The organism is Vibrio sp. CCUG 15886, from assembly GCF_028570825.1.
Classification (GTDB): domain Bacteria; phylum Pseudomonadota; class Gammaproteobacteria; order Enterobacterales; family Vibrionaceae; genus Vibrio; species Vibrio vulnificus_B.
This window is the reverse complement of the sequence record NZ_JAQQBT010000005.1, coordinates 1-26,372: the sequence shown is the minus strand read 5'-3', so window position 1 is coordinate 26,372 and position 26,372 is coordinate 1. Positions and strand designations below refer to the sequence as shown.

21 protein-coding genes, 1 pseudogene and 1 other annotated feature are annotated in these 26,372 nt (G+C 47.2%); of the genes and pseudogenes, 11 read left to right on the top strand and 11 right to left on the bottom strand.

Going from position 1 to position 26,372, the window contains the following annotated elements:
- Positions 1-18 precede the first annotated feature (18 nt).
- Positions 19-981, top strand: a complete 963-nt coding sequence (gene ispH, locus PQQ36_RS11675; protein WP_011078593.1) for a 4-hydroxy-3-methylbut-2-enyl diphosphate reductase — start codon at positions 19-21, stop codon at positions 979-981.
- A 68-nt stretch (positions 982-1,049) separates the two neighbouring features.
- On the opposite strand, the gene btsR is transcribed toward ispH, so the two are convergent.
- The 3 genes from btsR to PQQ36_RS11660 all read right to left on the bottom strand — a co-directional run bounded on the left by btsR (position 1,050) and on the right by PQQ36_RS11660 (position 5,133).
- Entirely contained in the window at positions 1,050-1,778 is a 729-nt protein-coding gene (btsR, locus tag PQQ36_RS11670; RefSeq protein ID WP_011078592.1) for a two-component system response regulator BtsR, read from the bottom strand.
- A gap of 19 nt (positions 1,779-1,797) precedes the next feature.
- The gene (locus PQQ36_RS11665) at positions 1,798-3,480 is read right to left on the bottom strand and encodes a sensor histidine kinase (protein WP_263188749.1); all 1,683 of its coding nucleotides are present in this window, start codon (positions 3,478-3,480) and stop codon (positions 1,798-1,800) included.
- 168 nt (positions 3,481-3,648) lie between these two features.
- The gene (locus PQQ36_RS11660; protein WP_263188747.1) at positions 3,649-5,133 is read right to left on the bottom strand and encodes a carbon starvation CstA family protein; all 1,485 of its coding nucleotides are present in this window, start codon (positions 5,131-5,133) and stop codon (positions 3,649-3,651) included.
- Between the two features lie 236 nt (positions 5,134-5,369).
- Between PQQ36_RS11660 and PQQ36_RS11655 the strand changes: the two genes are divergently transcribed.
- Positions 5,370-5,711: a DUF2799 domain-containing protein gene (locus PQQ36_RS11655; RefSeq protein WP_011149558.1), complete on the top strand. Its 342-nt coding sequence runs from the start codon at positions 5,370-5,372 to the stop codon at positions 5,709-5,711.
- Between the two features lie 26 nt (positions 5,712-5,737).
- Positions 5,738-7,538: pseudogene (locus tag PQQ36_RS11650) on the top strand (cation:proton antiporter).
- A 41-nt stretch (positions 7,539-7,579) separates the two neighbouring features.
- On the opposite strand, the gene PQQ36_RS11645 reads toward PQQ36_RS11650, so the two are convergent.
- Positions 7,580-8,743, bottom strand: a complete 1,164-nt coding sequence (locus PQQ36_RS11645; RefSeq protein ID WP_273661241.1) for an anhydro-N-acetylmuramic acid kinase — start codon at positions 8,741-8,743, stop codon at positions 7,580-7,582.
- 51 nt (positions 8,744-8,794) lie between these two features.
- On the opposite strand from PQQ36_RS11645, the gene nagZ reads away from it, so the two are divergent.
- From nagZ to tyrA, 3 genes are all read left to right on the top strand, one after another.
- Complete coding sequence (gene nagZ / locus PQQ36_RS11640; protein ID WP_118893944.1) at positions 8,795-9,781, top strand: beta-N-acetylhexosaminidase; 987 nt, start codon at positions 8,795-8,797, stop codon at positions 9,779-9,781.
- 193 nt (positions 9,782-9,974) lie between these two features.
- Positions 9,975-11,045: a 3-deoxy-7-phosphoheptulonate synthase gene (locus tag PQQ36_RS11635; RefSeq protein WP_118893943.1), complete on the top strand. Its 1,071-nt coding sequence runs from the start codon at positions 9,975-9,977 to the stop codon at positions 11,043-11,045.
- Positions 11,046-11,064: 19 nt separating this feature from the next.
- Positions 11,065-12,192 (top strand): bifunctional chorismate mutase/prephenate dehydrogenase, encoded by a 1,128-nt coding sequence (tyrA, locus tag PQQ36_RS11630; RefSeq protein ID WP_065090705.1) that lies wholly within the window; start codon positions 11,065-11,067, stop codon positions 12,190-12,192.
- A gap of 72 nt (positions 12,193-12,264) precedes the next feature.
- Here the strand turns inward: tyrA and PQQ36_RS11625 are convergent, their stop codons facing one another.
- The 3 genes from PQQ36_RS11625 to ettA form a co-directional block, all read right to left on the bottom strand.
- Positions 12,265-13,269 carry a M23 family metallopeptidase gene (locus tag PQQ36_RS11625; protein ID WP_118893942.1) on the bottom strand — a complete coding sequence of 335 codons (1,005 nt, stop codon included), beginning with the start codon at positions 13,267-13,269 and terminating at the stop codon, positions 12,265-12,267.
- Between the two features lie 28 nt (positions 13,270-13,297).
- The gene (locus tag PQQ36_RS11620; RefSeq protein ID WP_011078581.1) at positions 13,298-13,672 is read right to left on the bottom strand and encodes a PilZ domain-containing protein; all 375 of its coding nucleotides are present in this window, start codon (positions 13,670-13,672) and stop codon (positions 13,298-13,300) included.
- Between the two features lie 116 nt (positions 13,673-13,788).
- Positions 13,789-15,456, bottom strand: a complete 1,668-nt coding sequence (ettA, locus tag PQQ36_RS11615; protein WP_011078580.1) for an energy-dependent translational throttle protein EttA — start codon at positions 15,454-15,456, stop codon at positions 13,789-13,791.
- 316 nt (positions 15,457-15,772) lie between these two features.
- Here ettA and sltY point away from each other — a divergent pair, with 316 nt between their 5' ends.
- Together sltY and trpR are read left to right on the top strand one after the other, a co-directional pair.
- On the top strand, positions 15,773-17,728 hold the full coding sequence (gene sltY, locus PQQ36_RS11610; protein ID WP_273661240.1) for a murein transglycosylase: 1,956 nt from the start codon (positions 15,773-15,775) through the stop codon (positions 17,726-17,728).
- A gap of 15 nt (positions 17,729-17,743) precedes the next feature.
- Positions 17,744-18,052 carry a trp operon repressor gene (gene trpR, locus PQQ36_RS11605; RefSeq protein ID WP_011078578.1) on the top strand — a complete coding sequence of 103 codons (309 nt, stop codon included), beginning with the start codon at positions 17,744-17,746 and terminating at the stop codon, positions 18,050-18,052.
- Between the two features lie 30 nt (positions 18,053-18,082).
- Here trpR and yjjX read toward each other — a convergent pair whose 3' ends face one another.
- From yjjX to PQQ36_RS11585, 4 genes are all read right to left on the bottom strand, one after another.
- A complete protein-coding gene (yjjX, locus tag PQQ36_RS11600) occupies positions 18,083-18,619 on the bottom strand; it encodes an inosine/xanthosine triphosphatase (protein ID WP_273661239.1) in 537 nt (178 codons plus the stop codon).
- A 24-nt stretch (positions 18,620-18,643) separates the two neighbouring features.
- Complete coding sequence (gene pheA / locus PQQ36_RS11595) at positions 18,644-19,822, bottom strand: prephenate dehydratase (protein WP_011078576.1); 1,179 nt, start codon at positions 19,820-19,822, stop codon at positions 18,644-18,646.
- 13 nt (positions 19,823-19,835) lie between these two features.
- Positions 19,836-19,957, bottom strand: a sequence feature (Phe leader region).
- A gap of 108 nt (positions 19,958-20,065) precedes the next feature.
- Positions 20,066-20,389, bottom strand: a complete 324-nt coding sequence (gene hpf / locus PQQ36_RS11590) for a ribosome hibernation-promoting factor, HPF/YfiA family (RefSeq protein WP_011078575.1) — start codon at positions 20,387-20,389, stop codon at positions 20,066-20,068.
- Between the two features lie 352 nt (positions 20,390-20,741).
- The gene (locus PQQ36_RS11585) at positions 20,742-21,467 is read right to left on the bottom strand and encodes an outer membrane protein assembly factor BamD (protein ID WP_011078574.1); all 726 of its coding nucleotides are present in this window, start codon (positions 21,465-21,467) and stop codon (positions 20,742-20,744) included.
- 136 nt (positions 21,468-21,603) lie between these two features.
- On the opposite strand from PQQ36_RS11585, the gene rluD reads away from it, so the two are divergent.
- The 3 genes from rluD to clpB all read left to right on the top strand — a co-directional run bounded on the left by rluD (position 21,604) and on the right by clpB (position 25,991).
- Entirely contained in the window at positions 21,604-22,581 is a 978-nt protein-coding gene (rluD, locus tag PQQ36_RS11580) for a 23S rRNA pseudouridine(1911/1915/1917) synthase RluD (RefSeq protein ID WP_011078573.1), read from the top strand.
- A gap of 3 nt (positions 22,582-22,584) precedes the next feature.
- Entirely contained in the window at positions 22,585-23,301 is a 717-nt protein-coding gene (gene pgeF / locus PQQ36_RS11575; protein ID WP_011078572.1) for a peptidoglycan editing factor PgeF, read from the top strand.
- A 116-nt stretch (positions 23,302-23,417) separates the two neighbouring features.
- Positions 23,418-25,991 carry an ATP-dependent chaperone ClpB gene (gene clpB / locus PQQ36_RS11570; RefSeq protein ID WP_011078571.1) on the top strand — a complete coding sequence of 858 codons (2,574 nt, stop codon included), beginning with the start codon at positions 23,418-23,420 and terminating at the stop codon, positions 25,989-25,991.
- Positions 25,992-26,372: the final 381 nt, after the last annotated feature.

Below are 26,372 nucleotides of genomic sequence, written 5' to 3'. Positions count from 1 at the left end.
AGCGAAAAGAAAACTACCATGAGCAATGAAATGAAAATCTTGTTAGCGAACCCACGTGGATTCTGTGCGGGTGTCGACCGTGCCATCAGTATTGTTGAGCGTGCACTGGAACTGTATCAACCGCCTATCTACGTACGCCATGAAGTGGTGCACAACCGTTTTGTGGTGGAAGGCTTAAAGCAGCGCGGCGCGATCTTTGTCGAAGAGTTGCATGAAGTGCCAGACGACAATATTGTTATTTTCTCTGCTCATGGCGTGTCTCAAGCGGTGCGTCAGGAAGCCAAAGAGCGTGCGCTAACTGTGTTTGATGCGACATGCCCATTGGTGACGAAAGTACATATGGAAGTGGCGAGAGCCAGCCGTAAGCATATGGAAGTGGTGCTGATCGGTCATGCGGGCCACCCAGAGGTAGAAGGTACCATGGGTCAATATGCCAGCTTGCAGGGTGGCATGTACCTTGTAGAAAAACCGGAAGATGTACTTGGCTTGAAAGCCATTGTTAAAGATCCGAGCAACTTGCACTACGTAAGCCAAACGACTTTATCGGTGGATGAAACCGCGGACGTGATTGATGAGTTGCGTCGTGTTTTCCCAGAGATCCAAGGCCCACGCAAAGACGATATCTGCTATGCGACACAAAACCGCCAGGATGCGGTGCGTGAATTGGCGAAAGATGTCGACGTGGTAGTGGTAGTTGGTTCAAAGAACTCCTCAAACTCGACCCGACTAAAAGAGTTGGCGGAAAAACTAGGCACACCTGCTTACTTAACAGATTGTCCGCAAGACATTGAGCCACAATGGTTTGATGGCAAAGTCAAAGTGGGCGTAACGGCAGGGGCCTCTGCACCAGAAGAACTGGTCAATCAAATCCTAACTCGCATTAAAGAGTTGGGTGCTCAATCGGTTGAAGAAGTGCTAGGCCGTGAAGAGAACATGTTCTTTGAAGTGCCTAAAGAGCTGCAAATTAAGCAGATTGACTAACGAGTCACCCTGATTTTAATACCTAAGGTCAACAGGTCTTAGTAATGGCGATCTCAGTATCGCCATTTTTAATGGCTGAGTCCCAGCATCTCTTTGAGCAATTTCAGGTAGCGGCGACTGACGGGCACTTCAAATCCAGTTTTAGTGATGATTTCCGCTAAACCATTTTCCAGCAGTTTGATCTCGCTGATGGCTTTAATACTGATCAGGTATTGGCGGTGGCAGCGCACCAATGAGGTTTTTTCTTCCAGCACTTTTAAGGTGAGCTGAGTACTGGCGGTTTGGCTGGCTGAGCGCACATGCACACCACTGATGTCGCTGTAGGCGCATTCAACGCTCTCTGTCGCCATGATCACAATGCGGTTGTGACCAATGCAGGGAATTTGATCGAGGGTCTCTGGGGCTAAACTGGCGATGTGCTGGCTCAAGGCGGAATGACTGGCGGCTTTACTCAGGCGTTTAACCGTTTTGCGTAAGCGTTCTGGATCAACGGGCTTGAGTAGGTAATCAAACGCATTGTCTTCAAAAGCTTGGATAGCGTATTGATCGTAAGCGGTGACGAAGACAACGTAAGGCATGGTGTCGGGATCCATCATCCCTAGCAGTTCAATGCCCGTAACTTGTGGCATCTGGATATCGAGAAACACCACATCCGGTTTTAACTCATTAATTTTCTTTAAGCCGACAATCGCGTTGGCGGCGTCGCCAATCACATCAATGTCACCTGTTTCGCTAAGCAGGTCTGTAAGCTCTTCGCGAGCAAAAGGTTCATCGTCGATTACCAGTGCGGTCAACATCCGTTTACTACCTTGTTGGCTAAATTGAAGTGTGATGGCTGCGGGGAATGATAAAGCTCATTTTAGTAAATTGATGCTCTTTCGCCTCGATTTTTAGTGCTGAGTCACGCCCAAAATGGTGCGTCAGCCGTTTATCGACTATTTCCATTCCCAGTCCTGAATGATTTTCTGCTGGGGGCTGATAGCTACCTGCATTATCTTCGACCACGATGACATCACCTTGCTCACAAGATTGGCTGTAAATGCGTACCCGTCCTCCCTCAAGCATATTTGAAATACCATGCTTAATGGCGTTTTCCACCAAAGGCTGCAAGGTAAAGCTGGGCAGTTTGATGTCCAACAGCTCTGGTGTGATATCAATCTCTATCTCTAGGCGGTCAGCAAAACGTGCTTTTTCAATGCTGAGGTAGGCATTCACATGCGCCAGCTCTTCTTTCAGTGTGACGGTGTTGATGTTCTGTTTTAAGTTGCTGCGAAAGAAGTGCGACAAATTTTGAATCAGTTCGCGTGCTTTATCAGGATCGCGACGAATCACCGCGCTAATCGTGTTTAGCGCGTTGAATAAGAAATGCGGATTCACTTGAGCATGCAGCAGCTTAATCTCCGATTGCGTCAGCAGCGTTTGTTGTTGCTGATAATCGCCATAGAGAATTTGGCTGGAAAGCAGTTGGGCAATGCCTTCGGCCATCGACATATTAATGGTTGAAAACAACTTGCGCTTCGGCTCGTACAGCTTAATGGTTCCCACCACCTCTTTACCTGCCCGCAGTGGAATGATCAGTGCCGAGCCCAATTTACAGTCGGCAGCGAGAGAGCATTGATATGGACGCTCGCTACCATCGAGGTAAATGATGGCGTTTTGACTCATCGAATCAAGGGTGCTTTGCGACGAAATGGGCGTATTAGGCTTGTGGTGATCATCGCCAATGCCGACAAACGCGAGGATCTTCTCTTGGTCGGTGATCGCAACCGCGCCCACATTGGTTTCTTCATAAATAATGCGGGCGATTTTTTCTGCGTTGGCACTGTTAAAGCCCGTGTGCAAGATACCCACAGAGCGATCCGCAATGGTCAATGCCCGACGCGAAAAGGTGGCGGAGTACTTTTCAAAGATGGTTTTTCTGTCTTGCAAAATGCTCATAAACAACGCGGCACCGACCGAATTGGCAATGATCATCGGTGCAGCGATGGTGGAGACGAGGTTATAGGCTTGATCGAATGGTTTTGCCACGACCAACAAAATGATCATTTGCATGATTTCGGCGACGAAGGTGATGCTAAACACCACAGAGGGATTAAACAGCTGTGCGCCTTTGTTTCTCTTAATCAGATAGATATGCAGCAAGCCACCAATCAAGCCTTCAGCCGTGGTCGAAATCGCGCAGGCTAAATCGGTGAATCCCCCTAAGCTGTAGCGATGTAAGCCGCCGGTTAATCCCACCGCAAAGCCCACAATTGGCCCACCAAACAAGCCACCCATCACCGCCCCAATCGCACGAGTATTGGCTATGGCGTCATTGATGTGTAAACCAAAGTAGGTGCCCAAGATACAGAAGGCGGAAAACAATAAGTAGCAAAGAACACGATGGCTCAAACGCGATGAGATGTTCAGCAGTGGTAAGATGATGGGGGTCTTGCTGAGCATATAGGCTAAAACAAGATAGACACACATCTGTTGTAGCAGTGAAATCACCAGTTCCATATTGCCTCTTCGTGGCTACTGTTTGTTGTCGGTGGCATCAGCGTTTGTGAGTCACGATTATTGACAACACCGAAAGTGAGAAAGCGTTAGTCTGCCTGAGTTTAGTGGATAAAAACAGAGCCTACACTTGGCAGGCTCTGTTGGGTTTAGCAAGCAAAGGTGGATTGATTAAGCGGTTTCAGTGACGCCTTGAGGTTTTTCCTCATCGGCAAGGTTCGTTTCGCCTTTGCCTTTTGATGTTTTAATCACGTAACCGGTTACCGCTGCCGCGAAGAGTACGCCAGCAATGGTGGAGAGTTGCATTGGCAAACCAAAGCCCAGCGCGCTGTTGTTGAGGATAAAGGTCACACAAACCGTTGTCATGAAGAAAGCAGGTACTGTGGTGATCCAATGTAGCTTGTTGTGACGCAGTAGGTACGCTGATGCGGTCCACAACATCATGACTGCGGTGGTTTGGTTGGCAAAACCGAAGTAACGCCAAATGATGCCGAAATCGACTTGAGTCAGAATGCCACCCAGTACGAACAGTGGAACGGCCATTAATAGTCGGTTACGTAGGGTTTTTTGTTCCATGTTGAAGTATTCAGCAAGGATCAAACGGCTAGAGCGGAATGCCGTGTCACCCGAAGTGATAGGTAGAATCACCACACCTAGGAAGGCAATCACGCCACCAAATACGCCAAGCAGACCAAATGATGCGCTGTAAACCACGTTGCCAGGGCCACCGTTTTTCACTGCTTCTGCGAGTCCTTCAAGAGTGCCGAAAAACGAGAGTGCGATAGCACACCAGATCAGTGCGATAACACCTTCACCAATCATCGCGCCGTAGAAGACAAAGCGGCCGTTTTTCTCGTTTTCCATACAACGAGCCATCAAAGGTGATTGTGTTGCGTGGAAGCCAGAGATCGCACCACAGGCGATAGTGATGAACAGAGCTGGCCATAGAGGCATATCATTCGGGTTCAAGTTAGTGAACATGTCGCTGACTTGGAAATCACCCATCACCGTGTGCTCAGAAGAGAACGCAATCGCCGTCATCAGACCAACAGACATGAAAATCAGCAACGCACCAAACAGTGGGTAGAAGCGACCGATGATTTTATCAACCGGTACGATGGTCGCGATGATGTAGTAAGCAAAAATCACCACAACCATGGTGGTCATGCTCACAGAGAAGCTGGTTTGGTCATTGATCAGATTGGTGATCATGCCAGCAGGCGCGGAAACGAAGACCACACCAACAAGCAGCAGCAAGACAATGGCAAAAATGTTCATAAAGTGTTTCGCGCCATTGCCGAGGTAGCGACCTGTGATAGTCGGTACAGAAGCACCACCGTTACGCACAGAAAGCATGCCAGAGAAGTAATCGTGTACTGCACCAGCGAAGATACAGCCGACAACAATCCAAAGCATCGCCGCAGGGCCGTATAGGGCACCCATGATTGGACCAAAGATAGGGCCAACGCCAGCAATGTTAAGGAGTTGCACTAAGTAGACTTTTTTGGTCGACATTGGCACATAGTCAACGCCGTCGGTTTTTGTATGGGCAGGGGTACGGCGATTTTCATTGATACCAAATACCTTCTCAACGAAAGCACCGTAGATGAAGTATCCGCCAATCAGGGCTGCGACACAGGTAAGAAACCACATCATAGCAATTTGTCCTTGGATAATTAATTAAGCTCAGGATGGATAGTAAAGCTTGGTTTGGCGAGATGCATTCGGTGATGAAGTCAGTGGTCGAATATCGAGTTGAATGGTCGATGGGCCAATTAAGTGGTTTTAACGTTTGCTCAATGGTTGGAACAAAACTATTTTTTGTGCACGAGCGGCATATTCGCTGTTTTGATGATAATGTATTTGCACAAACAATCAGTTAAGGAAATGGAATGAAAACAAGTGCGCTAGGATTGGCCGTGTTTCTGCTGGCGGGTTGCGTCGCTTCAACAGAGCAACTCGCTCAGCAAGGCGATTGGCAGCAAATTGGTTATCAAGATGGTATCGCAGGACACACTCAGCGCAGCTATAAAGCGTTGGCGGAGTTAGGTGAAGTTAACAAAAGTGACTATGAACAAGGTTACCTTGAAGGGGTAGCGGAATATTGTAACCCCGATTTTGCCTATCAGATGGGACTCTCTGGTCAATACTATGAAGGTGTTTGTGAAGGGACAGAGCAAGCACAAAAATTCCGTATGGAATGGCAGCGTGGTTGGAATGAATACCAAAACTAATTAACCCAACGGATGAGGCAACGGATATGCAAACCGAAACAACCGCATTATGGCTTGCTGGTATAGGGGTAATAGGGCTTGCCTGTCAGTGGTTTGCTTGGCGGTTAAAACTGCCTGCAATTCTATTTTTATTGGTGGCGGGCTTATTGGTTGGGCCGGTGAGTGGCTGGCTTCAGCCAGAGCTGCTTTTGGGCGATTTGCTTTTTCCTATGGTGTCATTAGCGGTCGCTGTGATTCTGTTTGAAGGCAGCTTAACGCTGAACTTTCGCGAAATACGCGGTGTCAGTAACACCGTTTGGAGCATAGTGACGCTCGGTGCGGTGGTTTCATGGGGATTAACCAGTACCGCAACTCACTATCTGCTGGGGTTTGATTGGCCGCTTGCGTTGTTGTTTGGTAGTTTGACAGTGGTCACTGGGCCAACGGTGATTGTGCCGCTGCTGCGCACTGTTAGGCCATCGACGCGTCTCTCCAATATTTTGCGTTGGGAGGGGATTTTAATCGATCCGCTCGGTGCTCTGTTTGTGGTGATGGTGTATGAGTTCATTGTCTCCAGCAGTGAGACGCACAGTTTGGTGGTATTAGCGTGGATTCTGGCCATTGGTCTTGGATTAGGCGTTCTGTTTGGTCAGTTTCTCGCGGTGGTACTGCGCCGTGGCTGGCTGCCTGAATACCTACAACCGTTTGCCGTTTTAAGCTTAGTGCTGGGCGTGTTTGCGCTCTCGAATCATCTGGAGCATGAATCGGGTCTATTAACGGTCACAGTGATGGGGATGTGGTTAGCCAACTCCAAAGGGGTGGATATCAAGCATATTCTTCACTTTAAAGAGCATCTCACCATTCTCTTCATTACTGGCTTGTTCATTTTGTTGGCGGCGCGTATCCAGCCGGAAGACTTTTACACACTCGGCATCAGCGCCTTGGTCTTATTCGCGTTTATTCAGTTTGTCTCTCGCCCGGTATCTATCTATCTATCTTTCTACGCTACGCAGCTCGCTTAATGGTAAAGAAAAGGCTTTTCTGGCTTGGGTGGCGCCACGTGGCATTGTCGCCGCGTCCATTTCGTCGTTATTTGCGATCAAGTTAGAATCACTCGGCATGTCTGAGGCTGCGTTGTTAGTGCCACTTACCTTTATGGTGATTATTGGTACTGTAGTGCTGCAAAGTGCAACGGCTCGCCCGATGGCGGTGGCACTAGGGGTGTCAGAACCCGCTCCAAAAGGTTTCTTGATCATCGGAGCGAACGATGTTGCGCGTACATTAGCGCAGGCAATCAACAAGTACGATTGCCGCGTGGTGTTAACGGATTCGAACTGGGATTACATTCGTCAAGCACGCATGGCAGGCTTAGAACACTACTTTGGGAATCCGGTATCGAGCCATGCTGATGAGTACCTCAACTTAATTGGCATCGGGCATGTGGTGGCGCTGAGTCCTGATCGCTACTTCAACATTATGGCGTGTATGCACTTTCTCAACGACTTCAGTGATAAGCGGATTTTCTGTTTGTACGATAAGTCCAATGGCAATGGCTCGGGTGACAAACATTCGGTGTCCGATGGCTACAAAGGGCTGCCATTCTTAGATGAGGCGATCAGTTATAAAAAGTTAGCCAGTCTGATCAATCAAGGGGCGGAAGTGCGTCACACCAAGATCAGTGAAAACTACACGTACGCAGATTATCGTGAGACGCACGCGAATAATTACGTATTGCCGCTGTTTGTGGTGGATACCAATGGGCGTGTGCAAATTTGCCACAACAGTGCGAACTTCTCGCCAAAAGAAGGAGAGACGATAGTCTCTTTGATCAAGGTGCAAGAAGCCTAATTTCACGCGGTGGCAGGCATCTACCCGTCACCGCGTTTTATCTAGGCTTTGGGGTAGAGTACACCGAGGCTCGCCAAGCGGCTCGCGCCAGTCACTTCGGGTAAATTGCTTGGTAAGCGGTGCAGGTGGCGATAGGCCAACCAAGCAAACGCCATGGCTTCCATGTAGTCACCACTGACCCCTTTTGCATCGGTCGTTGAGACCTGCCAGTGAGGCAGCTGCTGCTGCAATCGTTGCATCAACAGTGGGTTGCGTGCGCCGCCACCACAAACCAGCAACTGCGGTGTTGGACCATAGCGAAAGCGCTCAACTTCTTTACTAATGGTTAAGGCGGTGTACTCACACAAGGTGCGCTGTACATCTTCGCTTCGATAGTTCTGCCCTTGTAATTTTGCTCTCAACCACTCCATATTGAAAAGCTCGCGCCCTGTGCTCTTTGGGGCATCTTGATGCAAATAAGGCTCTTGCAACAGCGTATTCAGTAACGCCTCATTCACCTCTCCTTGAAGAGCAAACCGTGCGTCTTTGTCATAATTCTGTTGTGTGTGTGTTTCACACCAAGCATCCATCAACATATTCCCAGGTCCTGTGTCGTAACCAAGAACAGGGCGAGTTGGGTGGAGCACTGAGATATTGGCAATCCCGCCGATGTTCAACACCACGGTCGTGGAATCTTGCAGCGCAAATACACTTTGATGAAAAGCCGGAACTAAAGGGGCGCCTTGGCCGCCCAATGCCATGTCTTTGCGACGAAAATCTGCCACGGTGTCAATGTTGGTGCGGGTGGCAATAATGTTGGCGTCGCCCAATTGGGTGGTAAAAGGAAACTCGCCATTCGGTTGATGAAATACCGTTTGGCCATGATTACCGATAGCGCTAATCTGGCTCGCGTCGACGCCTGCTTGGCTGAGCAAATCCATCACGGCATCGGCAAAAAGATGACCGAGACGGTGATCAAGTTCGCCAATCTGCTTTAAGTTGGTGGCTTGCCCAGTGCAAACGGAGAGCAGTTGCTGGCGTAAGTCTGCTGGCATCGGGTAGTCACTGTGGGCAATTAAGCGGACTTGCTCTTGGTCGAACTCCACGAGGGCACAATCTACCCCATCCATACTCGTGCCGGACATGACACCGATATATAACTCTTTTGTGCTCACACTCAATTCCATTGTGTTTTCATCATGCCAACCATTGTAATGCAAATTCATTCGGAATAACCTCGATGAGTTTGAGATATTCCGTCGATTTTGGAGAGAAAAATGGGGCCACTTTGGGTTGATGTCGCAGGTTATGAACTGAATGCAGAAGACAAAGAAATTTTACAGCATCCATCCGTTGGCGGATTGATCTTATTTACCCGCAACTATCACGATAGTGAGCAGCTGTTGGCGCTCACTTCGGCCATTCGCCAAGTGGTCAAACGTCCTTTTCTGATTGGTGTCGACCAAGAGGGAGGGCGAGTTCAGCGTTTCCGTGAGGGTTTTTCTCTGATTCCCGCCGCGGCAGAATATGCCAAACAGGCCAATGGGGAAGCGATGGCACAAATGGGCGGTTGGCTGATGGCGGCCGAACTGATTGCTCATGATATCGACCTGAGTTTTGCCCCCGTGTTAGACCAAGGCTTTGGATGTAAAGCGATTGGCAACCGAGCATTTGGTGAAGACACGCAGACTATTTTGTGCCATAGCAGTGCCTACATGCAGGGCATGAAATCGGTGGGGATGGCAACAACGGGCAAACACTTCCCAGGTCATGGCGGCGTGGTGGCCGATTCGCATCTTGAAACCCCGTTTGACCAACGAAGCGATATTGTTGAGCAGGATATGGCAATCTTCAAAACGCAAATAGATGCAGGCCTATTAGACGCCATGATGCCTGCACATGTGATTTACCCGCATTACGATCCTCAACCAGCGAGTGGTTCAGAATATTGGTTAAAACAGGTATTACGCCAGCAATTGGGTTTCAAGGGCTTAATTTTTTCTGATGATCTCACCATGGAAGGGGCCGCCGTGATGGGAGGCCCTGCAGATAGGGCTTTACAAGCATTGAATGCGGGCTGTGACATGCTTTTGATGTGCAATAAACGCGATGCACAAGTGGCAGCCTTGGACGCACTGCCTATCGTCGAGGTTCCCTTGGCATTATCTTTGTTGAAGAAACGCAGCTTCAGCCTTTCTGAACTGAAAATGGCGCCGCAATGGAAAGAAGCAAGAGAAAACATGCTACGCATACTGGGCCACTAAAACTTAACAAAAGACGAACTTGAAAACCAAAGCGAGGCGCTTTGGTTTTTTATTGTGTGTAAATTATTTTTTACACTTGATGTTTTTTATTGTTTACGGTTGATTTTTAATTCAACCCTGTTAACTTGTGTTCAAACAGATTTCGACTCTCAGGGATATGAGGGTGTAAAAAATAATATACAGGTTGAGTGTCATGCAGAAAAGTGAACTAAGCAATATTAATATCAGCGATGAACAAGTGCTGATTACGCCAGAACAGCTAAAACAGAAACTGCCACTGAGCGACAACGCCCGCCGCTTCATTCAAGAGTCGCGTAATACCGTCGCCAATATTATTCATAAGCAAGATCATCGTCTGCTGGTGGTTTGTGGTCCTTGTTCTATTCACGATCTGGACGCGGCAAAGGATTACGCGCGTCGCCTAAAAGCGCTCTCCGCCGAGTTAAGCGATCAACTGTATATTGTGATGCGTGTTTACTTTGAAAAACCTCGTACAACTGTGGGTTGGAAAGGGCTCATCAACGACCCTCATCTGGATGGTAGCTTCGATATTGAGCATGGTCTGCATGTTGGCCGTCAATTGCTGGTGGAGCTGGCTGAAATGGAGATCCCTCTGGCGACAGAAGCACTCGACCCAATTAGCCCGCAATACTTGGCTGATACATTCAGTTGGGCTGCAATTGGTGCGCGTACGACAGAATCACAAACTCACCGTGAAATGGCCAGTGGTTTGTCTATGCCGATTGGTTTTAAAAATGGCACGGATGGCAGCTTGTCAACGGCGATCAACGCAATGCAAGCGGCCTCTTCAAGCCACCGTTTTATGGGGATCAACCGTGAAGGCCAAGTGTCATTGCTGACGACTCAAGGTAACCCAAATGGTCACGTGATTCTGCGTGGTGGTAAGCAGACCAACTACGATTCTGTGTCGGTGGCGGAGTGTGAGCAAGACATGGCCAAAGTGGGTTTGGATGCGTCATTGATGGTGGATTGTAGCCATGCCAATTCACGCAAAGATTACCGTCGTCAGCCTTTAGTCGCCGAAGATGTGATTCATCAAATTCGCGAAGGCAACAAATCGATCATTGGTTTGATGATTGAAAGCCACATTAATGAAGGTAACCAATCCTCAGATTTACCGCTTTCTGAGATGCAGTACGGTGTTTCTATTACCGACGCCTGTATCAATTGGCAGGCAACTGAGGCACTATTGCGTAAAGCACACAAAGAGTTAGTGCCGCATTTAGAAAACCGTCTCAAATAAGGATAGAGCAAGGTAAATCATGGCAGTTGAACTGAACGCATTGCGTGAACAGATTGATGCAGTAGACAAACAGATGTTGGAGCTATTGGCTCAGCGCTTGGCATTGGTAGAGCAAGTTGGCCATGTGAAAAGCCAACATGGCTTACCAATTTATGCACCCGATAGAGAAGCGGCGATGCTGGCCTCTCGTCGTGCAGAAGCCGAAAAAATCGGTGTACCTCCACAGCTCATTGAGGACATTTTGCGCCGAACCATGCGTGAATCTTATGCTAGTGAGAAAGATTCTGGGTTTAAATGTCTCAATCCGGACTTGCGTTCTGTGGTGATCATTGGTGGTCATGGCCAGTTGGGTGGTCTGTTTTCTCGGATGTTTACCCTCTCGGGTTACCAGGTCAAAATCTTAGGCAGTAAGGATTGGCACCGCGCTGATGAGATATTGGATGGGGCAGGATTGGTGGTGGTTACCGTGCCGATTCATTTAACCCAAGGAGTGATTGAAAAGCTGACCCAACTGCCATCGGATTGCATCTTGTGTGACCTCACTTCGATCAAGTCGAAGCCGCTGAAAACCATGCTCGATGTGCACTCTGGGCCGGTTGTTGGTTTGCACCCTATGTTTGGTCCCGATGTGCCGAGTTTAGCCAAGCAAGTGATTGTCTACTGTGATGGTCGAGGTGCTGAGCAATATCAGTGGTTACTGCAGCAGTTTAAGATTTGGGGGGCAAGCTTGTGCCAAATTGAGGCCAGCGAACACGACCACGGCATGACGTTAATTCAAGCGTTAAGGCACTTTACTTCCTTTGCGTACGGCATGCATTTGAGTCAGGAAAATCCAAGTCTCGATAAACTGCTGAAACTGAGTTCGCCCATTTACCGTCTTGAGTTAGCGATGGTAGGGCGTCTGTTTGCCCAAGATCCAAACTTGTATGGCGACATTATTCTTTCGTCGCAAGAGAACATCGACATGATCAAGCGTTTCCATCGCCGCTTTGGCGAGGCACTAGAGATGTTAGATCAGCACGATAAAGCGCGTTTTGTTGAACGTTTCACGCAAGTGAGTGATTGGTTTGGGGGGTATTCGCAGCAGTTTATGGCGGAAAGCCAAAATTTACTCAAACAAGCGAATGACAACTTGCATCGTGATTAACATTTAAGCGTATTAGAAATAGAAAAAGAGCAGCCTGATGCTGCTCTTTCTATTTTCGGCTTACCCATTGCATTAGTTGGTTTGCAAGCTTGGGTCGAGGCTATTCTCTTCACTGGAAACCGTGTCAATACTGATGTCACGATAGGGGGATTTAGTGAGATTGACTTGTAAGCGAACCACGTTATCAATCATCTTGACCAAAGGACTCCATTTGACCGTTTTCTCTTTTTCAAACAGATAGTTGAAGTTCTCTTGGTTCCAATCCATGGTGTACTGTGGATTGAGGGCTCGGCCTAAAAAACGCACTTCGTAATGCAAGTGAGGGCCAGTTGAATTCCCTGAGTTACCACAGGTGGCAATCACATCGCCCTTGCTGACAAATTGGCCACTTTTGACGTTGAAGCCCTGCAAATGCGCATAAGAGCTCATGAAACCAAAGGAATGACGCATGGTGATGAAGTTGCCAAAGCCTTTCTTACTTGGGCGTACCGTCTCAATCACCCCATCGGCAGGTGCCACGATTTCTTCCCCGCGCTTACAGGTGAGATCAATACCGGTATGGGTATGGCGTTTACCAGAGATAGGATTGGTTCGACGTCCAAACGAAGAAGAGACACGCAAGTAAGACATTGGTGAATCATTTGGGATCAAACGGAACATGGTGGCTCGTACCGCAGAGTCAATAGCAGCGGTATCGATGCGCTCTTCCAGAGAGTTCTCATCGACGATGATCTCTTCATCGGCAATGCCGAGTACGGATTCCACATCAAATACCCGTTTGCCTAGCAACTGAATTTGGTTGCTTTTTTCGGTTAACGTCTGCGACAGAGAGTGATTGGTATCAAGCTGTTCTTGGTAGTCGGCCATCAATTGCTGCTTTTCTGATGTCAATACATCAAGTTGAGCACGCAATTGTTGGGATTGTTCGCTTTGCTGCTGATACCAATACCACCCGCCACCGAGTACCAGTGGAAAAGCGGTGATAGAGAGCAGTAGGGTAGCAACGGTACCTTTACCCAAATAAAAAAGCTGATCCCCATTTTTAGTGGGGATCTGCATAGTAATTTTTTTCGACATAGCTACATGATTATATTCGTCAGGCAATCTAACTTGCTTCGTCACCGAGATCAGACAAATGTTCTATTTCTCGATGAAGCAGCGCGTCATCACCCACATTTAGTTCAACCAAGCGTTTTAAATGACTGATACTATCTATATCAATGTGGGTAATTTTAAGTCTAATTGTCTGTTGATCAAAGCCCACAACATCTGCTTCGAGACTGATATCAATATCACTATCAGAAAGTGTGAAGTCCACCAACACAGTGTCGTTGTTCCTTAACGTATGCATTGAATCAGTACGTAACAACAGCCCGTGCAGTGAGAGATCCTGAATCGTAGTATGCAACACATATTGCCCCTGTTTCACTATCGCAGGGACTTGATACATGATGCGTGAAAATCGACGTCGTTCAGCCATATTTACTCTCTCAAAGTTTCCGTTTTCGGGCTGGATGGCAATGGGAACAGTAGACCGTAATTAAAACAAAGGCCGCTATATTAGCGGCCTTTGCACAAATTTCAAGCAATAATCGATTACTTAGTCATACGCTTGTATTTGATACGGTGTGGTTCCGCTGCCGCAGGACCAAGAGTCTTCTTCAGCCACTCCATGTACTCAGTATAGTTGCCTTCGTAGAAGTTAACCTGACCTTCGTCACGGTAATCAATGATGTGAGTCGCAATACGGTCGAGGAACCAACGGTCGTGCGAGATCACCATAGCACAGCCAGGGAACTCAAGCAGCGCTTCTTCTAGTGCACGCAGTGTTTCAACGTCAAGGTCGTTGGTTGGTTCGTCCAGTAAGAGAACGTTGCCACCGGCTTTGAGCAGCTTCGCTAAGTGAACACGGTTACGCTCACCACCCGAGAGTTCGCCGATTACTTTCTGCTGATCCACGCCTTTGAAATTAAAACGTGAGCAGTAAGCTCGCGCTGGAAGTTCGAAGTTGTTGATCTTGATGATGTCCGCACCTTCAGAGATCTCTTGGAATATGGTGTTTTTATCGTTCATTGAATCACGGAACTGATCAACTGACGCCAACTTCACCGTTTCGCCCATCTCGATAGTACCGGAATCAGGCTGCTCAACACCACTCAGCATCTTGAATAGGGTTGATTTACCCGCACCGTTGGCACCGATGATGCCGACGATAGCCCCTTTAGGCATGCTGAATGAAAGATCGTCGATCAGAACACGGCCGTCAAATGACTTAGTCAAATTCTTCACTTCGATGACTTTATCACCTAAGCGCTCACCTGGTGGGATGAACAACTCGTTGGTTTCGTTACGTTTCTGGTGATCGGTGTTCTGTAGCTCTTCAAAGCGTGCCATACGCGCTTTAGATTTGGCTTGGCGACCTTTTGGATTTTGACGAACCCATTCCAGTTCTTTCTCAATGGTTTTCTGACGAGCTTTTTCTTGAGAGGCTTCTTGTTGTAGACGCGCATCTTTTTGCTCTAGCCACGAGGTGTAGTTACCTTGCCATGGAATACCTTCACCACGGTCAAGTTCCAAAATCCAGCCTGCAGCGTTGTCTAGGAAGTAACGGTCGTGGGTGATGGCCACAACAGTGCCTGAGTAATCCACCAAGAAGCGTTCAAGCCAAGCGACAGATTCAGCATCCAAGTGGTTGGTTGGTTCGTCAAGCAGCAGCATATCTGGTTTTTCAAGCAGTAGACGACAAATAGCCACACGGCGACGTTCACCACCGGACAGGTGCGCCACTTTTTGATCCCACTCTGGAAGACGCAGTGCATCCGCAGCACGCTCAAGCGCGTTATCTAAGTTATGACCATCTTTCGCTTGAATCAGAGCTTCAAGCTCGCCTTGTTCTTTTGCAAGCGCATCGAAATCCGCATCAGGATCGGCATAAGCAGCGTACACTTCATCAAGACGTTTCAATGCTCCCGCCACATCGGCAACGGCTTCTTCTACCACTTCGCGGACGGTTTTGCTTTCATCAAGAACAGGCTCCTGTGGAAGGTAGCCCACTTTCAAACCGGGTTGTGGACGTGCTTCACCATCAATATCGGTATCCAGACCTGCCATAATGCGCAATAAGGTTGATTTACCTGAACCGTTTAGGCCCAAAACACCGATTTTTGCACCAGGGAAAAAGCTTAGAGAGATGTCTTTAAGAATTTGACGCTTAGGTGGCACGATTTTGCTCACCCGCGACATGGTATATACGTATTCAGCCATTGCCGATCGTTCCTAATTTTAAATCCACATAGAGGCGGTATTTTATATCAACTGCTGAGGATTTGTTACTGTCCAAGGAGAAATTCAGTGGCCATTCCACACTATTCTGCTCACAGAGATTGGCCTGCAAATGAATAAAATTGACAACACGATGACCGCATTAGTGTGTAACTGTGTTTCATTAAAATGAAATCACTATTATTTACATCTGTCATCTTTACAACACTATAACAGAACGGTGTAATTGGATGCATATCGTGAGTTATTTGGCCCTAATACCCTTATGGGCAATGAGCGGTAAAAAACGTCTGGGGATATGACGCGAATGAGTTTAAAAAATATTGGGAGAGAGTCGGCCACAAAATGGCTGATGGCAGCGTTGTGTGGCGTGGCGATGAATGTCAGTGCTGCGGATGTGGTGACATTAGAAAAACAGCGCGCCTTGTATGAACAAGCGCAAAAACTGTTGGATGACAAAAACGATGAGGCCTATGTACAAGTGCGTTCTCAACTGGACGACTATGCTCTTACGCCTTATCTCGATTACCGTTTTTTCCTGGCGCAGCTGTCAAAAAAATCGCCAACAGAAGTGGAGCAATTTATCACTCAAAGCCGTGATTACCCGTTTTCCCAACGTATTCGCGCGCCATATCTTGATGCTTTATATCGCCAACAAGCATGGTCTGAGGTGGTGTCATTTCAGCAGCAAGAGCCGAGAGGCGAAAGTTATCAATGTATTTATTACTACGCGCAATACAATCAAGGGCAGAAAAAACTGGCCTATCAAGGCGCAGAGCAATTATGGCTAAGCGGATTAGAAATTGCGGATGAGTGTGATCATTTGTTTACGGTTTGGGAGCAGGCGGGAGGACGAACCGACAACCTGATTTTGCAACGTATGTTGCTTGCGTTTGAGCAGAAAAACAGCAAGTTAATGACTTATTTGCTGAAATTGCCGAAAAGTAGCCAAGCGAAAAAGCAAGCCCAAGAGATGAAAGCGCTGTTCAATCGTCCTGAGTCGGTGTTGGAGTTTGCCAAGCAGCATAAAGCCAATGAATTTTATCGTAAGCAAACTGAGCTAGCACTAGAGAAACTGGCACGTAAAGATATCAAACGTGCTCAAGAGCAGTACGCACAGGTCATCAAAGCTCAAAAGTTTTCATCGGTACAGGCTCAGGAATCGGCCGAATATTTGGCTTTCCGTTTGATTAATACCGAATCGGAAGCGCTGGCTCAGTGGCGTGATGCAGTGCTGAAAAAATCACATAAGCAAAACCTCATTGAGCGCCGAATTCGTCTTGCGTTACAACAGGCGGATTGGAAAGGCGTGCAAAGCTGGGTTGCTCAGTTGGATGATGAACATCGAAACTCATTGCGTTGGCAATATTGGTTGGGGCGCAGTGAAATTGAAATGGGCAAAGCAACCCAAGGGAAGCTGCGACTGAGTAAACTGGTTGGCCAACGTAATTTTTATAGTGTCGCGGCAGCGAAAGAGATCGGGCAGTCTATTAATTATCCTACCTCCACATTGAAGTTGGATAGCAGCTTGGTTGAACCTTATCGTCGTTCATTAGCGCGTATCGAAGAATTGATTGCGCTAGACAAAATTGCCGCGGCAAAAAGCGAGTGGCAATACCTGTTATCTCGCAGTGACGAACAAACTCAAGGCATGCTTGCGGTCTATGCGGCCTCTAAGCGTTGGTATCATTTGACGGTGACCGCCAGCATTGCGGCGCAAATGTGGGACAACATGGAAATTCGTTTTCCGGTGGCGCATCGCTGGTGGTTCAACTTCTATGCTGAGAAGCACGATATTGATCCTATCATGTTGATGTCACTTGCCCGTCAAGAGAGCGGTATGGACGCAGAAGCCACCTCTCCTGTGGGGGCTCGCGGTATCATGCAAATTATGCCGTCCACTGCGAAGTACACAGCAAAGAAGTATCAATTGAGCTATGAAGGTTCTGATGACTTATACCAAGTCGGTAAGAACATCGAAATTGGCAGCCATTATCTCAATGGTTTATTGGAACAGTACGATAATAATCGAATTTTTGCGTTTGCCGCTTATAATGCAGGTCCACATCGAGTAAAAAGCTGGCGTGAACGTACTGGCGGGAAATTGGATGCGTACGCGTTCATTGAAGCCATTCCATTTAAAGAAACGCGTGGGTATGTACAAAATATCCTGATGTTTGAAACCTATTATCGAGACATTCTCGGGGTAGATGGTGCGTTCCTAAATCAGCATGAGCTTGAGACTAAATACTGAGATAGGTAAAGAGTAATGTCGCAACAACCAGAATATACAGACTGGCAACAAATTGTGGATTTGGTCAAGCACAGTGTCGAACAAAAGCAGCATGATATGTTATTGACGATGCTGATGACGCCTGACGAACGTGAAGCTTTAGTGTCTAGAGTGAACATCGTTCGTGAGTTATTGAAAGGCGAGCTTTCCCAGCGACAAATCAGCCAAATGTTGGGCGTTGGTATTGCGACCATTACTCGAGGTTCCAATGAGCTGAAGTTAAAGTCAGATGAAGATAAAGCGCGCTTGAATCAGTTATTGGAAGGGACGAAAAAAGGCGGTTGATACCGCCTTTTTTGCTCTTGAGTTCCCATCCTAGCTTAAATTGGCAGGGAAATGCTCAGGATTGGTAAAAGGAATTAAGGCTAAGATTAACGCTTGATGGTAGACCGAGCTACGAGTGAGCTGGTTTTGCGTCAATAAACTGATCGCTCCACCTTTTTGTTTAATATTCTCGGTGCCAAACACCTCATCCATCACATCACCCAGCTCGTTTTCATTGGCCAATTTGGCAATGACATTCGGTGGCAACATCAAACTGGCTGAACGAGATTCGCCACGATGAGTGTGAGATTCAATCACCGTCCAAGCGAAGGTGACGTTACCATCAATGCCCGCCTCCAAACCAACATAAAATGCACCGTCTGCTCGGCAAGCCTTAGCATTTCTGACTCGATTAAGAGCACCAAGGTGAGTTTCGCTGTCGCTCATTGGCTGATCGGCCACTTCACTAGGGACATTCACTCCCACAAACTCAAAGGTACCGTTGGGAAAGGCGCTTGTGAACGCGCTTTCCACTGCGGTGATTTTGGCTGGGTTCAGCGAAGCAATAATGACTTTTTGAGTTGCCATGATCTTTTTGCTCATTCTGTACTTTTAGCTCAGTTTAACTTGGGTGGGTTTAACGTTTTCACTTGGGTAGCAACCAAGCACTTTCAGATGTTTGGTGATCTTAGTGAGTTCTCCAAGGGCCAGTTGCATCTCTTCAGAATCAAGATGTGCTTCGAGATCGACATAGAACATTTCTTCCCAAGGGTTGCCCATGATAGGACGCGATTCTAGCTTGGTCATGTTGATGCCATAGCGTTGTAACACCAACAAGGTTTCCACCAACGAACCCGCCTTTTGCGAGGTAGACATGATCAGTGTGGTCTTGGCTGGGATCTGCGCGGACACTTCAACTGGCTTACGTGCCACGACAATAAAACGTGTGTGGTTCTCCGTTTGGTTGGCGATGTTGCCCTGAATCGGTTGCAGCCCGTAAAGTTTGCCACTGGATGCGTTGCCAATCGCCGCCACATCATCACGGTTTAGCTCTTGTACTTTCTTCATCGCATCGGCAGTGCTCGCGCACGATTTGAGGGTAACGCCTTTAAGACGGCCCAAAAACTCGCTGCATTGCTGATGAGGCTGTGGATGAGAGTAAAGCACTTTTATTTCTTCGAGACGCACATCTTTGGTGGCCACTAGGCAATGCTCAATGGGTTGCGTCAGCTCGCCAACGATGTAGAGCGTGGTATGTTGCAGTAAATCGTAAACTTCGTTGATCGAGCCTGAACTGGTGTTTTCAATCGGCAAAACGCCAAAATCTGCGTGGCCCGATTCCACGGTTTGGGTGACTTCTTTGAAGTGATCGCAATTGAGTTCGATCAGTTCAGTGTTTTTGCGACTAAAGTACTCACGGCTTGCCAGATGCGAGTAGGAGCCCTTAGAGCCTAGAAATGCGACTCGAGCGAGAGGCTTTCTGCTCTGCTCAGGGTTGAGCAGGTTTTGCAGGTACGATTGCTGTAGCAGCACCGAATCTTCAATAATGGTATGGAACAGCTTGGTGATGTACTGAGCGTCGAGCTGATATTTCTCACGGCCATTGGTGATCAGTTTTACCAGTAATTGTTGTTCACGCGAGGCGTCTCTGACTGGTTTCGAGGTTTCAACTTTGCTTTTAGCAACTTCAATGCTGAGCTTGCGACGCTCAGAGAGCAAGCTGAGTAGTTGGTCATCTAAATCATTTAATCGCAAACGAATCTCATCGAGAGAAAGTGGCTGTTCAGTCATCGCTCATTTCCTTAATAAAAAAGCCCCCCGATGTGGGAGGCTTTCTGTTTGTTTTTGACTTTTCTTTCACAAACGAGTTAGCCCCTCCGCTATCGAAGAAAAAAGAAGTCAAAACTAAACAGAGAGTGGATTTGCATAAATAGTAAACTTTTGTGAATGTGGGAACACAATAAGCAAGCCAGCATTGAGCGTCAAGCAAAAAAATGGCGCCTTTTGGCGCCATTCCCTCAATCTGGTTGTTGATTACTCTTCTTCTACGACTTCTGGTTTTTCAGCTCGACGTGCATCAGGCTTATGTTGCAGTTTGTTCAATTGTCGTTCTAGTTTTTGTTCCACCTCGTTGATGGCTGCGTATAGATCTTCATGAATCGCGGAAGCAATTAGCTGTCCTTTAGGAACCTTAATCACGGCCTCGAACTTCATCTGTTTTCCAGGTTCTTCACTAAAGGTCGTTTGACAACTAATAATGTCGGTTTGCCATTTTTCTAGCTTTTTAAATTTGCTCTCAATGTGATTGCGGATAGCAGAGGTGATTTCGATGTTTTTACCAGTGATGTTTAGTTTCATAAATGCGTTTCCTCTGTTGCATCCCTCATGGGTTGACTCCAGATTACGATTTTAAGGATAAAAGAATGTGATATAAATCACATTTTGGTGGGCGTTTTTTATTGTTCAAGAGGAATGTGATCTTTCGCAAGCCTTGTCGTTTTTTCTTTGAAAAAAGCTTGTGCTTCGATAGGAAAACAGTAGATTGGGTAGAGTAGATGGCTGAAATTCAACTGGTTTTCAGGGGAGTTGTTCAGCTTAAATAACGAGTTGTATCAAAAAGTAACCAATATCGATTTGTGATCTTTGTCACTATGATTCATATAAAAACGCCGCTGTATAGCGGCGTTTTGTGTTTCTTGTCATCGTGGCATTAGAGCGGATTCAGACGTATCAACTCTTCAGTGCGTGCGATGGCATCTTGTAAACCTAATTGTTTATACGCCTCAAGCTGGATTTTGAGTGATTTTCTCGCAGCGATGGTATCTGGATAGGTTTTCTGCAACTCCTGAGAACGATTGATGGCTGCAATCCAAGCTTCACGACGCAGATAGTAATCGGCGGTTGCTAGATCATATTCTGCTAAACGGTTTTTAAGAGCAAACATGCGTTTTTGAGAATCTTCCGCATATGGGCTGTTTGGATAGCGCTCAAGCAGTTTTTTGAAATCATCAAAAGCTTGTTTGACTGGCTCAGGATCGCGATCGCTACGATCAATGTTAAACAAGTCGTGCATGAAGTTACGATCTTGTGCCATATGGGTGAGACCACGCATGTACAGCACCCAGTCCATTTTTTCGTGTGTTGGATTTAAACGCGTAAAACGCGAAATGGTCGCCAGACCCAAAGCCAAATCATCGTTCTTGTAATAGGCGTAAATCAAATCAAGTTGTACTTGTTCTGAGTAAGCACCAAAAGGGTAGCGGGAATCTAGCGCTTCTAGTTTCTCAATCGCTGTGAGCCAGTTTCCTCCTTGAAGAGAGGTTTGTGCTTCTGCATACAGCTCTGCTGGTGGCACATCCGGCACAATTTGTTCACTGCTTGAACAGCCAAACAACACTGATACCGCGAGCAGGCCTGCTAAAGTATGGTGTTTCATGTCAGGAGTCGATTCCTTGATTCTAAATATTTCTTAAGCTTCCGTTACTTTCTTGTCAGTAACAGATACAATGTTGCAATACACTATTTTTCCACAGTAGTGAGCATTAGTCTCACAGTTTTTAAAAAAGTTCGATATGGCTCAGCAGATTGAATTAACAAATACCGTAAAAGATAGCCAATTAGGCCAACGCCTAGATCAAGCTATCGCAGAGTTGTTCGCTGACTTTTCTCGCTCGCGCCTGAAAGAATGGTTGCTTGACGGAAAAGTCACAGTGGACGGTAACGTAGTCACCAAACCTAGAACGAAAGTAATGGGTGGGGAAGTGATTACTGTTTTGGCCGAGCTGGAAGATGAAGTGCGCTGGGAAGCGCAAGATATTCCACTGGATATTGTCTATGAAGATGACGATATCTTAGTGATCAATAAGCCTCGTGATTTTGTCGTCCACCCAGGGGCTGGTACGCCAGACGGTACAGTGTTAAACGCATTGTTGTTCCATTGTCCTGAAGTGGCGGAAGTGCCGCGTGCAGGTATTGTTCACCGTTTGGACAAAGACACCACGGGTCTGATGGTTGTGGCGAAAACCGTACCGGCACAAACACGTTTGGTGCGTGCTCTTCAAAAACGCAATATTACGCGTGAATACGAAGCCATTGCCATTGGCCGAATGACGGCGGGGGGCAAAGTCGATAAACCGATTGGCCGCCATGCAACAAAACGTACCTTAATGGCGGTGAGCCCCATGGGTAAGCCTGCTGTGACGCATTTCCGAGTGGCGGAGCATTTCCGAGAGCACACGCGTATCCGTTTGCGTCTTGAAACTGGCCGTACTCACCAGATTCGTGTGCATATGTCTTACCTACAACATCCATTATTAGGTGATGCGGCTTACGGTGGGCGTGCTCGAATTCCAGCGGGCGCTTCTGAAGACGTTACGGCAATGATCCGAAACTTTGATCGCCAAGCGCTTCATGCAGTGATGCTGCGCTTTGAGCATCCGATCACAGGTGAAGAGATGGAGTTCCATGCGCCGGTGCCAGACGATATGGTTGAGTTGACTGAAACTTTACGTCGTGATGCACAAGAGCATGGTTTACCAGACGAGTACTGATTGATGCTTATCCCCAACTGGCCTGCGCCTAAGAATGTCAAAGCATTATCGTCGACTCGCCAAGGTGGCTATTCGACGGGTGTTTACACTGGTTTGAACTTAGGCACACATGTTGGGGATGATTTTTCAATAGTAATGAGAAATCGTCAATGGTTAGCCGAACAGGCTCAGATGCCGAGTGCACCGATTTGGCTCAATCAAACTCATTCTACGACGGTGATTGAAGCAACAGGACCAACCGAAGTAATCCTTGATGCTGATGGGGTTTTTACTCATTCCTCTGATGTCGTTTGCAGTGCGATGACTGCCGATTGTTTACCCGTTTTAATCACCAATACCTCAGGGACGCAAGTTGCCGCCGTGCATGCGGGTTGGCGTGGTTTGGCGGGCGGGATCGTTGAGGAAGCACTTCGTCACTTTTCACAAGATGTGCTGATTTGGCTTGGCCCTGCGATCGGTCCTCAGGCTTTTGAAGTCGGAGAGGATGTGGTGGAGGCTTTTTGCCAACAACACCCTCAAGCAGTGAATGCGTTTTCTACTCATATCACACCAAATAAGTGGTTGGCTGATATGGATCAGCTGGCGCGTATTCGTCTCTCTTCAATAGGGGTTGAGGCGATTTACTCTTCTGAATTGTGTACCTATCAAGATTCACGCTTCTATTCTTACCGTCGCGAAGGTGTCACTGGACGTCAAGCGAGCTTTATCTGGTTTGAATAACGTCAGTTTAATTTACCGAGCGTTAGTTTTTAATTCCCCCTTGAAAAACGATTTTTGCGTAGCCATCTTTCATACTGATTAAAGAATTTACTTCAGTTGAGGTTAGGAAGGTAGCTATGCGTCTTGATCGATTTACCAGCAAATTTCAAATCGCTATCTCTGATGCACAATCATTGGCGTTAGGGCGCGATCATCAATACATTGAACCTGTTCACTTAATGGTGGCGCTGCTTGATCAAAACGGCAGCCCTATTCGTCCACTGCTGACCATCTTAAATGTGGATGTCACTCACCTACGTTCAAAACTCAGCGAAATGCTGGATCGTTTGCCCAAAGTGAGCGGTATTGGTGGTGATGTACAGCTCTCCTCAGCCATGGGCGCGATGTTTAACTTGTGCGATAAGATTGCACAAAAACGCCAAGATGCTTACATCTCATCTGAAATCTTTTTGCTCGCAGCAATCGAAGATAGAGGACCACTTGGCCAGCTCTTCAAAGAACTTGGCTTAACTGAACAGAAAGTGAGTCAAGCTATCGAGCAAATTCGCGGTGGTCAAAAAGTGAATGATCAAAATGCGGAAGAACTTCGCCAAGCGTTAGAGAAATTTACCATTGATCTGACGGAACGTGCAGAACAGGGCAAACTTGACCCTGTGATTGGACGTGACGATGAAATTCGTCGCACCATCCAAGTATTGCAGCGTCGAACCAAAAACAACCCCGTGATCATTGGTGAGCCAGGTGTTGGTAAAACCGCCATTGTTGAAGGTTTAGCACAACGTATCATCAATAACGAGGTGCCCGAAGGTCTGCGTGGTCGCCGAGTATTGTCACTCGATATGGGCGCGTTGGTGGCTGGAGCGAAGTACCGTGGTGAATTTGAAGAGCGACTTAAATCGGTATTGAATGAGTTGTCTAAAGAAGAAGGCAATATCATCCTCTTTATTGATGAGCTTCATACCATGGTTGGCGCCGGTAAAGGTGAAGGGTCGATGGATGCGGGCAATATGCTCAAACCCGCATTGGCACGTGGTGAGTTACATTGTGTGGGCGCAACGACACTTGATGAGTATCGTCAGTATATCGAGAAAGATCCGGCACTTGAGCGCCGCTTCCAAAAAGTGCTGGTTGATGAACCAACAGTGGAAGACACCATTGCAATTTTGCGTGGTTTAAAAGAACGCTATGAGCTGCATCATCATGTTGAAATTACCGATCCAGCGATCGTTGCTGCGGCCAGTTTGTCGCATCGCTATGTTTCTGATCGTCAATTACCGGACAAAGCGATCGACCTCATCGACGAAGCCGCATCCAGTATTCGCATGCAGATCGATTCTAAACCCGAAGCTTTGGATAAGTTGGAGCGCAAAATCATCCAACTTAAGATAGAGCAGCAGGCGCTGAGTAATGAACACGATGAAGCGAGTGAAAAACGTCTGCGCTCACTTAACGAAGAGTTGAATGAGAAAGAGCGTGAGTTTGCTGAGTTAGAGGAAATTTGGAATGCGGAAAAAGCCGCGCTGTCTGGCACTCAGCATATTAAAGCGGCGTTAGAGCAAGCACGCATGGATATGGAGTTTGCAAGACGAGCGGGGGATCTTAGCCGCATGTCTGAGCTTCAATATGGCCGTATTCCAGAGCTTGAGAAGCAACTTGACCTAGCAACGCAAGCAGAAATGCAGGAAATGACCTTGTTGAAAAACAAAGTCACCGATAATGAAATTGCGGAAGTGCTTTCCAAGCAAACGGGTATCCCTGTTTCCAAAATGCTTGAAGCAGAAAAAGAAAAACTACTTCGCATGGAAGAGGTGCTGCATAAACGCGTTATTGGGCAGAAAGAGGCGGTGGAAGTTGTTGCGAATGCAATACGTCGCAGCCGCGCGGGTTTGTCCGATCCCAATAAGCCGATTGGTTCGTTCTTATTCTTAGGTCCAACCGGTGTGGGGAAAACGGAACTGTGCAAAACGTTGGCGAATTTCATGTTCGACAGTGAAGATGCCATGGTGCGTATCGACATGTCCGAGTTTATGGAGAAACACTCAGTGGCACGCTTAGTCGGTGCACCTCCTGGCTATGTGGGTTATGAAGAAGGTGGTTACTTAACGGAAGCCGTTCGACGTAAGCCTTATTCAGTGATTTTGCTCGACGAGGTGGAAAAGGCGCATCCTGATGTGTTCAACATCCTGCTGCAAGTCTTGGATGATGGTCGATTGACGGATGGACAAGGTAGAACAGTGGATTTCCGCAATACCGTGGTCATCATGACATCAAACCTAGGCTCCAGCCGCATCCAAGAAAACTTCGCTATGTTGGATTACCAAGGCATCAAAGAACAGGTGATGGAAGTGGTGACCAAGCACTTCAGGCCGGAGTTTTTGAACCGTGTTGATGAGACAGTGGTCTTCCACCCACTTGGTCAAGACCATATTAAGTCGATCGCAGCGATTCAACTTAACCGCTTGGCGAATCGCATGGAAGAGCATGGCTATCCGTTGGAAGTGTCTGATAAAGCGCTCGAATTGATCGCACAAGTTGGTTTTGACCCGGTTTACGGAGCAAGACCATTGAAACGAGCGATTCAGCAAAGTATCGAAAACCCGCTGGCGAAATCTATTTTGGCAGGTTCAGTGCTACCGGATAAGAAAATACAGCTTATCGTCAACAACGACCAAATTGTGGCACACCAATAGATAGAGTGGTTTTCTCTTCTTTGAGGGAGAAAATAGTAAATCAAAAGAGGCGAAACGCCTCTTTTGATGTTTTTAAATACGACTTGAGCAAAAAGTAGGCAAATGATTTGCTTTTTTCTTTTTTTTCTAATTTTGCTCTTGTGCATGTGAAGAAACTACCTATAATGCGCATCCACTGACACGGCAGACAGCGTAAGGCTTCAGCAAGTGAAAAGTTAAGGTAAGTTCCTGAGAAATAAATTTGAAAAAGTGTTTGACTCTTCAAATTAACTCGCTAGAATGCACCTCCGCTTTGAGAGAAAAACTTCTCGAAAAGCAAGCTCTTTAACAATATAAACCTATCAATCTGTGTGGGCACTCGTTGATGATAATCCAAAAGAT